Here is a 9569-nt window from a genome sequence, read left to right on the forward strand (position 1 = left end):
ATATATGACAGTGCTCAAGCCACTTTGAAGACATGTTTAAGGTACGCCACGAAGTTCTCATCGCGGCATTGAGTCTTGCCTGGGCTGTCACTGATCTTGGCTACCGGCGCGCCATTGCAGGCCGTCATCTTGATCACCATGTTCATGGGCTCGACGCCGGGAATATCGCAGGTCAGGTTGGTGCCGATGCCAAAACTCACATTGATGCGCCCGTGCAAGGCGCGGTACAGCCCAAGCGTCTTGGCGAAATCCAGCCCGTCGGAAAATATCAGCGTCTTGCTTTGCGGGTCGATGCCCAATCTCTGGTAGTGGGCGATGGCCTTTTCGGCCCAGGCCAGCGGGTCGCCCGAGTCGTGGCGCAAGCCATCGAACAGCTTGGCGAAGTACAGGTCGAAATCGCCCATGAACGCGTCCATGGTGATGCAGTCGGTCAGTGCGATGCCCAGCAGCCCACGGTATTCGCGCACCCAGCACTCAAGCGCGGCAGCCTGGCTGTCGACCAGTCGCGGGCCGAGTTGCTGGTGGGCCATGAACCATTCGTGGGCCATGGTGCCGATGGGCTTGAGCTCGTATTCGCGGGCCAGGTGCACGTTGCTGGTGCCGACGAAGCGCCCCGGGAAATCGCGTTTGAGGGTATGTACCACGGTTTCCTGTACACGGTACGAGAAGCGCCGCCGGGTGCCGAAATCGGCTAGCTGCAAGCCCGCCAGCTCATCGGCACTGGCATGGGCCTTGAGCCAGTCCAGTTTCTGGTACAGCCGCTCGCCCACCTGTTCCATCACCACTTCGCGATAGCGGTAGCGGTTGCGTACCTCGCTGATGATCGCCAGCAGCGGGATCTCGTAGAGAATCACATGCAGCCACGGCCCGCGCACGCGGATCGCCAGTTGCCCGGCGTCATCCAGGCCGACCTGGACATAGCGCAGGTTGAAGCGGAACAGGCTGAGGAAGCGGATGAAGTCCGGCTTGATGAACGGGATTTTCTCCAGATACGCCAGTTGGTCGTGGGTGACTGTGACGTCTGCCAGTTGTTCCACCTGATAGCGAATTTCAGCCAGGTAAGGCGAGAGGTCCTCGCCGTTACGGCAGCGAAACTCCCATTCCACTTCGGCGTTGGGGTAGTTGTGCAGCACCGCCTGCATCATGGTGATCTTGTAGAAGTCGGTGTCGAGCAGGTTCTGGACGATGCGTGGGCCGAAAACGCTTTCGCTCATGGGCGGTCTTCCTTGATCAGAGAGAGCTGGTGGTCGAGCGCGGCCTCGTCGCCGCAGAGGATGACGCCCTCGGCTGCCAGTGCGCCGCACGCGGTGATGGCGCCTTCCTGGGTCAGGGCGCGGCAGGCAGGCAAGTACAGGAGTACCTGGAAGCCCGCCTGGCGCAGCTGCCGGGCGGTGGTCTTGACGCAGTAGTCCAGGGCCAGGCCACCGACGATCACCGCGCCCACCTGCTGCACCTTGAGGTATTCGATGACGCCCGTGGAGCGGCGCTCGGCCAGGTCGTGGTAGCAGGCACCGTAAGGGTGCAGGTCGGGTTCGACGCCTTTCCACACGAAGTAGTCGTAATCGATGGGGGCGGGCAAGCCTGGCAGCAGTTCGAAGCCCGGCGTGCCCGGCACGCAGTGGCTGACCCAGGTCAGGTCGGCATTGGCCAGCGTCAGCGGTTGCAGCATTTGCCCAGGTTCTGTGACCACCCAGGCGGCATTGGCCGGGTGCGCGTCCTTGCTGCCCAGGCGCAGGTCGGCGCGCAGGGCCATGGTGTTGAGGTCGGCGGCGATTTCATTGCCTTCGGGCACCGGCAATTCCTGCGGGGCATTGGCGGTGAAGCCGTTTTGCGCGTCGACATCGAAACTGGCGATTTTCATGGGGCTCTCCTCGCTGGTCTGGCTATATAATTCACCTGGTGATATAAGTGTGTCAAGCACATGTCCCGCAGTTATCGATGCTTGCCCCAGTTAAGCGCTCTGGTGGAATATTACGTCATTGAGCAGTGGAGCCTTTTAGTGAGTACAGCCGAAGTCCTGGCCAGCGTCGATATCGTCGCCCTGCGCCTGGCCCCCGAAGCCCAGCATCTGCAAGTGTTGTTGCATCGCCGCGAGCGCGAGCCCCATGCCGCTCAGTGGGCTTTGCCCGGCGTGCTCGTCAATGGCCGCACCCCGGACACCAGCCTGGAGGCCGCCGCCGAGCGCGCGCTAGGCGAGAAGGCCCGGGTGCTGCCGCGTTACCTGGAGCAGGTAGGTACCGAAGGCAATGCCTTCCGCGACCCGCGCGGCTGGTCGTTGAGCACCTATTACCTGGCCTTGCTTGACCCTCGGCAGCAGGTCGAAGGTGACCAGTTGGCCTTTTTTGACCTGGACAGTGTGTTGGGCCGCAAGGTCCTGCTTCCGTTCGATCACAACCTGCTGGTGGAGCGCGCCCGCGAACGGTTGGCGAGCAAGACGGTGTACAGCAGCCTGCCGCTGAACCTGCTGGCCGAGAAGTTCACGGTGCTCGATGCATTGGGGGCGGTGCAAGCGTGCCTGGGCCAGGCCGTGAACAACACCTCGCTGCGCAAGCGCCTGGAGCGCCTGCGTGAGCTGGGTTGGGTGCGCGATACGGGGGAGAAGAATCAGCCGCGGCTCGGCAGGCCGCAGCAGTTGTATCAATATACGCCGCAGGGAGATCGGCCGTTCATGTTCGACCGGAGCCTGTTGCCCGAGGGCAAATAATGGGGCTTTCTATTCTTTGTATTATCGCTGCGTGCGTTGGTGACGCGTAATCAGGATCTGGACAACGGCTGCCACGATGCAGAGCAGGCCGATTTTCCAGCCGCCCTCTAACCCGAAGTGTTCGGATGCTTTCCCAGCAATGATAACGCTGATGAAAATGGCGACAGGCAGGATCAATTTTTTCATTTGGTGTTCCAACGGAAAACGACAAAAAACCCGAGCGGTTTACGCCGCCCAGGCTGGTGGAGGGCATGTCCGTCATGGCGCTTGTTCGGCGCTGCCCTTGGTGGTCGTTGGCAGATTTTCAGCCGGTATCCTTTGGGCCGGCTGACATCCTGCAGCGCAGGTGCCGCACCCATTGCTTGCGCAAGTTCCTGCCGCGGACGGTCTCAAACGGCGCCACAGGCTGCGCGCGCAGCCAAGCAGCACAAGCGCTACGATTGCGTACTGAACCAGGAGGCTCATGAGGCAGCCCGAACGATGCAGTAGGTCAGCCACGCCATGACGTACGCTACAGCAAACATATAGCCGAACGCCAAACCTACCTGCCGCCAACTGGCAGTCTCCTTCCGGATCACCGCCAAGGTCGACATGCATTGTGGCGCGAATGCGAACCACACCATCAGCGACAACGCGCTGGCCAACGAGATCTGGGCCGACAAGGCTTGGCCAAGCGACGACACATCCTCGGCGCCAGCCACTGAATACACCGTTGCCAGCGTTGCCACCGCCGTTTCTCTGGCTGCGAATGCCGGGATCAGTGCCAAGGTGATTTGCCAGTTGAAACCCAGCGGCGCAAAAAGCGGCTGCAGGGTTTTGCCCAGATAGCCCGCCACGCTGTAATCGATAGCGGCCCCGGCAGCACCCACAGGGGCACTTGGGAATGTAGAGATGAACCACATGATGACCGTAAGGGCCAGGATCACCCCCGTGAGTTTCTTGAGAAACAGGTACCCACGCTCCCACAGTCTCTGGGCCAGGTCCCGTGCGCAGGGCATCCTGTAGGCAGGCAGCTCCATCATCAGCAGCGGTTGCGCCATGGCCGTTGGCCTCAGCTGCTTGCATATCCAGCCTACGGCCATGGCACCAATGATCCCCAGTAAATAGAGCGCAAGAAGTACCAGCCCCTGCAAGCCAAACACCCCGGCTATGGTTTTGTCGGGTATCACGGCGCCTATCAGAAGCGCATATACCGGCAAGCGTGCCGAGCAGGTCATCAACGGTGCTACCAGTATGGTTGTAAGCCGGTCGTAACGATCGCTGATGCTGCGTGCCCCGATGATTCCCGGGATGGCGCAGGCAAAGCTTGACAGCAAAGGAATGAACGAACGACCCGACAGGCCCACCCCTCGCATCAGTCGATCGAGTATGAACGCTGCGCGGGGCAGATAACCGGACTCCTCCAAAACGAAAATACAGAAGAACAGCACCAGAATTTGCGGCATGAAACCCAGCACGGTGCCCAGGCCACCGATCAATCCGTCGCACAGCAAACCTTGTAGCGGTCCGGCAGGTAGAAGGGTGCGGGCCACCGTTGCCAGCATGTCGAAACTGTCAGCGATGGCATCGGTGATAGGTTTACCAACCAGGTAGACACTTTGAAAAACCAGCAGCATGACCGTCAACAGCACTAAAGGGCCCACCAGCGGGTGTATCAGCCATCGGTCAATGGCATCTACGCGTGTATCGCCCAACTGCGGGGTTACCACGCAAGTCGCGAGAATCTGACGAACCCGGGTGTGCAGATCCCCTGTCATCGGCACCGCTGCGACGTGGTGTTCGCAGTTGGCATCGAGTGCCTTGAGCAACTCATCAGCCCCGTCGCGACGAACAGCGATGGTCTGCACAACAGGTGCACCCAGCGCCGCTGACAGCTTGCTCGTGTCGATGCATATACCGCGCTTGCGCGCCGCATCGGCCATGTTCAAGACCAGGATGATGGGAATGCCGTAGCGTTGTACTTCAAGAACAAAGCGCAGGTGCAAACGAAGGTTGGTGGCGTCGACTACGCACAGTAGTAAATCAGGGCGTTCCTCGCCGGGATAGTCGCCTTGGAGCACGCGCAGTGTTACCCGTTCATCCTCGCTCACGGCAGACAGGCTGTAAGTGCCCGGTAAATCAAGAACGTAGCATGCTCGGCCTGAAAGTGTGCGAAGCACGCCCTCTTTACGCTCGACCGTCGCCCCAGCGTAATTCGCCACCTTTTGCCGAGCACCCGTGAGCAAGTTGAAGAGTGCTGTCTTTCCGCAGTTTGGGTTACCGACCAGGGCTAAGCGGGTCCCGGACATCAGACGGCTACCTCGACCACTATGCGCATGGCTTCATTACGGCGCAGAGCGAAGCGGGTGCCGGCAACCTGTACAAGAATGGGGTCTGCGCCCCACGGCGCGCGCGCCACTACCGCTACGGGTTCACCGGGGACAAATCCGATATCCTGCAGGCGCTGGCTGAGGCAATCAGTGGTGTCCGCCTTCAGAACCTCAGTGACGAACGCTTTTTGCTGACGCGGCAAGTCGCACAGATACATCGAACTACCCGTGATGGTAATGATTCGGATTTGCGATAATCCTATTTCCCGCACTGGGCAGATGCAAGGAAGGTGAAGATATCTTCACGAAAGGCCAAACAACTGCGGCATTATCAGCAGACGCTCACACACCGAGCAGTGGCTGGCGGCGCCCTGAGCTGTCACAACCGCCCGTTTCCAGGCGATTGTCATTGCGCCAGGCCCTGGCGCATCTGCCTGATCAGCTTGCGGCCGCGAGCTTGGCGCTGGCTTGGCGACGGCGATAGGCACTGTCGCGGCTCGCCAGCCACCAGTACAGCGGCGAAGTGATCAGCAGGCCCACCAGCCAGGACAGGTCGGCACCGTTGATGTGCTCGGAGATCGGCCCCACGTACAGCGGCGTGTTCATGAACGGAATCTGCACCACGATACCCACTGCATAGGCAGTCAGCGCCTGTGGGTTGTAGCGCCCGTAGATACCGCCATCGACCTTGAAGATCGACTGGATGTCGTAGTCGCCTTTATGAATCACATAGAAGTCGATCAGGTTGATCGCGGTCCACGGCACCAGCACCACCAGCAACACCAGCACCATGTCGACGAAGTGGCCGATGAAGTCCGCCGAGGCGAATACTGCCACTACGCAACAGGCCGCCAGCACGATCAGCGACAGTACCGCACGGCTCTTGGCTGTGGGGATCCAGCGGTAGGCGAAGGTCTGGATCAGGGTGATGATCGACAGCACTGCGCCATAGAGGTTGAGGGCGTTGTGGCTGATCACGCTGAGCAGGAACAGCACCAGCATGATCGGGCCGAGGGTGCCGGTGGCGAGCTTGACCGCGTCCATGGTGTCCATGCCGGCAGGTATCGCCAGCACCGCCACGGCGCCAAAGATGAACGACAGGCTCGAGCCCAGCGCCGACCCCAGGTAGGTGGTCCAGAAGGTGGAAGACACCTTCACGTCAGCCGGCAGGTAACGCGAATAGTCCGACACGTAGGGGGCGAATGCGATCTGCCACAGCGCCGCCAGCGACACGGTGGCCAGCCAGCCGGCCAGGTTGAAGCCGCCGCGGGTGAGGAAATCGTCGCTCTGCACGTGGGTGAAGATGTAGCCGAAACCGACCACGATGCCGATGCCCAGTACCCAGGTGCCGATGCGGTTGAGCACGTGGATGAAGCGATAGCCGATGATGCCGATGATCCCCGAGCCCAGCGCGCCGATGACGATACCTACCGGTACCGGCACGCTGTCTACCACGCCATGCAGCGATTTGCCGGCCAGGACGATGTTGGAGGCGAAAAAGCCGATGTACATCACGCCGGCGATCACCACCACCAGCAGTGCCCCGAGCGAGCCGAACTGGGCGCGGCTCTGGATCATCTGCGGGATGCCCATTTGCGGGCCCTGGGCCGAGTGCAGCGCCATCAGCACCCCGCCGACCAGGTGGCCGACCAGAATGGCGACGATGCCCCACAGCAGGTTCAGGTGAAACAGCTGCACGCCGAGCGCGCCGGTGACGATGGGCAGCGGCGCGATGTTGCCGCCGAACCACAGCGTGAACAGATCCCTTACCTTTCCATGGCGGTCTTGCGGGGGCACGTAGCCGATCGTGTGTTTTTCTATGAGGGGTGCCGAATTGGCTGCACTGGTCATGACTGACTCCAAGGCAAGGTTGGGCATCGGGTGCTGCCCGGGTGCGTGCCGGCGAAGGGCGACGCGTTCTTGTTGGAGCGATGATGCGGGGTGCGGGGGGAAGGAGAAATTAGTAAATATGTGCCCATAAACCTTAAAAAACCTAAGGCTGACAAAAGGTTAAGGGGCGAGTGGTGGCAAAGAGCGCGCCACCGGGCTGGGAGGCGCGGGTTTGGCCGGTTTGAGCAGGTATGCGTTCAAACGGGTGTGCGGTGTTGGTGCGAGCTGCCCGATTGAAGTGCATGCAATTACATCGGCAGCATCCGGTCCTGAATCACCTCTTTCATCACCAAGGTCGAACTCAAGCGCTTTACGTTGGGAATGCTGGTCAGCTGTTCGTCATACAGTTTCTGAAACGCCGGCAGGTCTTTTGCCACGACATGCAGCAGGTAATCCGGGTCGCCGAACAGCCGCTGCGCCTCGACGATCTGCGGAATTTCGCCCAGTGCCGCCTCGAAATCCGCCACCGGCTGACGGGTGACTTCGCGCAACGTGACGAACACCAGCGCGGCGAAGTTCAGCCCCAGGGCGCTTGGTGCCAGGCGTGCGTGGTAACCGAGGATGGCCCCCGATTCCTCCAGCGCCTTTAGCCGCCGATGGCAAGGCGAGAGGCTCAGCCCCACGCGATCGGCCAGCTCGGTAACCGACAAACGACCATCTTTTTGCAGTTCGGCAAGTATCTTGCGGTCTGTCCTGTCCACGGAGAAGAATCTTCCATCAATAAGGCCTGAAAGGGAAATATACGAAAGATAATCCCTTGATGGAATCCGTACGCTTTCCTCACTCCAAACCCCGTGAAGGAAGACTCAAGTGGCAATCAGTGTGCTGACGGCGTTCTGGGCCGTGTCATTGCTGTTCGTGATCACCCCCGGTGCAGACTGGGCTTACGCCATCTCGGCCGGCATGCGCGGGCGCTGGGTGATGCCTGCGGTGGCAGGCATGCTGTCCGGGCATTTTCTGGCAACCCTGATCGTTGCAGCTGGCGTGGGCAGCCTGGTTGCCGGGCACCCGCTGGCCTTATTGTTGCTGACCTTGGCTGGCTGCACCTATCTGCTCTGGCTGGGCGGCAACCTGTTACTGAGCCCGGCGGTGCCGCAAGGAGGGCCGGGTGATGCAGGCGATAGCGGCTCGCGCTGGGCATTCAAGGGGTTTTGCGTGAGCGGGCTCAACCCCAAGGTGTTCCTGCTTTTCCTGGCCTTGCTGCCGCAGTTCACCGACCCACAGTCGAGCTGGCCGGTGCCTGTGCAGATCCTGCTGCTGGGGTTGGTCCACCTGTGCAGTTCGCTGGTGATCTATCTGCTGGTCGGCTATGGCGCCAAAGCCGTCCTGAGTACCCGGCCGGAGGCGGCGAAGTGGGTCGGGCGGTTATCGGGAACGGCGATGATCCTGGTGGCGCTGGGGTTGATGATCGGGCAACTCGGCTGATGGTGCCTGTGCTGCGCATGCTCGGCTGAGCGGGCGAGTAATTAACGGCCAATCCCTGGGAACGAACTGTTTATTGCACATCTCTTATCCTCAGATAGATGGCAATATGCCCGGGACATCCCAGACATGAAACCGCTTCAACGACACGAAACCCCCAATCCGCTACCACACTTCCTGCTCAATGGCGGTGCCATCGGCACCCTGCTGCAGACGATGGACTGGAGCGACTCGCCGCTCGGCCCGCCTCAAGCATGGTCGCCCCACTTGCAGGCGGTGATGGCCACATTATTGCCGGCCCAGGCGCAGTTCGTGCTGTTCTGGGGTGAGGCCTTTGCTGCGCTTTACAATGACGCCTATGCGCCGACCATTGGCAGCAAGCATCCCCACGCATTGGGGCGTCCAGGCAAGGAATACTGGCGCGAACTGTGGCATGACCTCGAGCCGTTGCTGCGCGGTGTGCGTGAGACTGGCCAGACCTTCGCGGCCAAGGATCGCCCCTTTTATATAGAACGCCACGGATTGGGCGAGACGGTGTACTTCGATGTGTCTTATTCCGCGGTGCGTGAGGCCGATGGCACTGTCGGCGGCGTGTTGTGCCTGGTCACCGAGACCACCGAGCGGGTGCGCCTCCAGCAGAACCAGGCGTTCTTGCTGGAGTTGGGCCGCACGTTGCCCGGGCTGGGCGAAGCAGACCGCATCGAAGCCTATGTGGTGAGCCGCCTGGCCGAGCACCTGGGGGCGGCGCAAGTCTGTTTTGGCGAAGATCAGGGCGATGGCGCAGGTTTCAAGGTCGCGCACGATTGGGCTGAGGGCGTGCCCTCGCTGGTCGGTCAACACCACTATGCGACTTACGGCGCATCGCTGCATGAGCAGTTGGCGGCAGGGCAGGTGGTGCAGCAAGCGCATGACAGCGCAACGTCACCCCTGAGCGGCCTATGTTCCACGCTGCATGTACCGGTGCTGCGTGGCGGTCGCCTGGAGGCCATGCTTGGCGTGCACTTTCATAGCCCGCGCCAGTGCCTTGAAGAGGAATGCCAGTTGGTGGCGGAAACCGCCAAGCAAGGCTGGGCGGCCATTACCCATGCCCGCGCAGAACGCGCCCTGCACCTGCTCAACGACAGCCTGGAGGAGCGCGTCACGGCGGCACTCGCCCAGCGTGAGGCTGCGATGCTGCAGTTGCACGAAGCGCACAAGCTGGAAATGATCGGGCAGTTGACTGGCGGTATTGCCCATGACTTGAA

The 9569-nt window shown here is 61.1% G+C and carries 10 protein-coding genes; 3 read left to right on the forward strand and 7 right to left on the reverse strand.

Annotation, left to right across the window (positions count from 1 at the left end; genetic code table 11):
* Positions 1 to 14: 14 nt before the first annotated feature.
* Together pncB and BLX42_RS02210 are read right to left on the reverse strand one after the other, a co-directional pair.
* On the reverse strand, positions 15 to 1214 hold the full coding sequence (gene pncB, locus BLX42_RS02205) for a nicotinate phosphoribosyltransferase (RefSeq protein WP_125923011.1): 1200 nt from the start codon (positions 1212 to 1214) through the stop codon (positions 15 to 17).
* The gene (locus BLX42_RS02210; protein ID WP_161871044.1) at positions 1211 to 1861 is read right to left on the reverse strand and encodes a nicotinamidase; all 651 of its coding nucleotides are present in this window, start codon (positions 1859 to 1861) and stop codon (positions 1211 to 1213) included. The genes pncB and BLX42_RS02210 overlap by 4 nt, the downstream gene beginning before the upstream one ends.
* Before the next feature lie 138 nt (positions 1862 to 1999).
* On the opposite strand from BLX42_RS02210, the gene BLX42_RS02215 reads away from it, so the two are divergent.
* Positions 2000 to 2704 carry an NUDIX hydrolase gene (locus BLX42_RS02215; protein ID WP_161871045.1) on the forward strand — a complete coding sequence of 235 codons (705 nt, stop codon included), beginning with the start codon at positions 2000 to 2002 and terminating at the stop codon, positions 2702 to 2704.
* 21 nt (positions 2705 to 2725) lie between these two features.
* Here BLX42_RS02215 and BLX42_RS26510 read toward each other — a convergent pair whose 3' ends face one another.
* The 5 genes from BLX42_RS26510 to BLX42_RS02235 all read right to left on the reverse strand — a co-directional run bounded on the left by BLX42_RS26510 (position 2726) and on the right by BLX42_RS02235 (position 7604).
* Positions 2726 to 2890 carry a hypothetical protein gene (locus BLX42_RS26510; RefSeq protein WP_168216541.1) on the reverse strand — a complete coding sequence of 55 codons (165 nt, stop codon included), beginning with the start codon at positions 2888 to 2890 and terminating at the stop codon, positions 2726 to 2728.
* Between the two features lie 275 nt (positions 2891 to 3165).
* Positions 3166 to 4992 (reverse strand): ferrous iron transporter B, encoded by a 1827-nt coding sequence (locus BLX42_RS02220; RefSeq protein WP_161871046.1) that lies wholly within the window; start codon positions 4990 to 4992, stop codon positions 3166 to 3168.
* Positions 4992 to 5231 carry a FeoA family protein gene (locus BLX42_RS02225; protein WP_161871047.1) on the reverse strand — a complete coding sequence of 80 codons (240 nt, stop codon included), beginning with the start codon at positions 5229 to 5231 and terminating at the stop codon, positions 4992 to 4994. Before BLX42_RS02225 ends, BLX42_RS02220 begins: the two co-directional genes overlap by 1 nt.
* A gap of 220 nt (positions 5232 to 5451) precedes the next feature.
* The gene (locus BLX42_RS02230) at positions 5452 to 6864 is read right to left on the reverse strand and encodes a cytosine permease (protein WP_161871048.1); all 1413 of its coding nucleotides are present in this window, start codon (positions 6862 to 6864) and stop codon (positions 5452 to 5454) included.
* Between the two features lie 287 nt (positions 6865 to 7151).
* Entirely contained in the window at positions 7152 to 7604 is a 453-nt protein-coding gene (locus tag BLX42_RS02235; RefSeq protein WP_039604202.1) for an Lrp/AsnC family transcriptional regulator, read from the reverse strand.
* Positions 7605 to 7713: 109 nt separating this feature from the next.
* Between BLX42_RS02235 and BLX42_RS02240 the strand changes: the two genes are divergently transcribed.
* Both BLX42_RS02240 and BLX42_RS02245 read left to right on the forward strand, forming a co-directional pair.
* Entirely contained in the window at positions 7714 to 8328 is a 615-nt protein-coding gene (locus tag BLX42_RS02240; protein ID WP_046785472.1) for a LysE family translocator, read from the forward strand.
* Between the two features lie 126 nt (positions 8329 to 8454).
* The coding region (locus BLX42_RS02245; protein ID WP_161871049.1) for a PAS domain-containing protein at positions 8455 to 9569 on the forward strand (1115 nt) is incomplete at its 3' end.

Origin of the sequence: Pseudomonas sp. SG-MS2, assembly GCF_009933855.1 — a bacterium.
GTDB lineage: Bacteria > Pseudomonadota > Gammaproteobacteria > Pseudomonadales > Pseudomonadaceae > Aquipseudomonas > Aquipseudomonas putida_E.

Excerpts from the sequence above, each read along its gene's own strand:
- pncB (WP_125923011.1), bottom strand. The coding sequence starts at position 1,214 with ATGAGCGAAAGCGTTTTCGGCCCACGCATCGTCCAGAACCTGCTCGAC.
- BLX42_RS02210 (WP_161871044.1), bottom strand. The coding sequence starts at position 1,861 with ATGAAAATCGCCAGTTTCGATGTCGACGCGCAAAACGGCTTCACCGCC.
- BLX42_RS26510 (WP_168216541.1), bottom strand. The coding sequence starts at position 2,890 with ATGAAAAAATTGATCCTGCCTGTCGCCATTTTCATCAGCGTTATCATT.
- BLX42_RS02220 (WP_161871046.1), bottom strand. The coding sequence starts at position 4,992 with ATGTCCGGGACCCGCTTAGCCCTGGTCGGTAACCCAAACTGCGGAAAG.
- BLX42_RS02225 (WP_161871047.1), bottom strand. The coding sequence starts at position 5,231 with ATGTATCTGTGCGACTTGCCGCGTCAGCAAAAAGCGTTCGTCACTGAG.
- BLX42_RS02230 (WP_161871048.1), bottom strand. The coding sequence starts at position 6,864 with ATGACCAGTGCAGCCAATTCGGCACCCCTCATAGAAAAACACACGATC.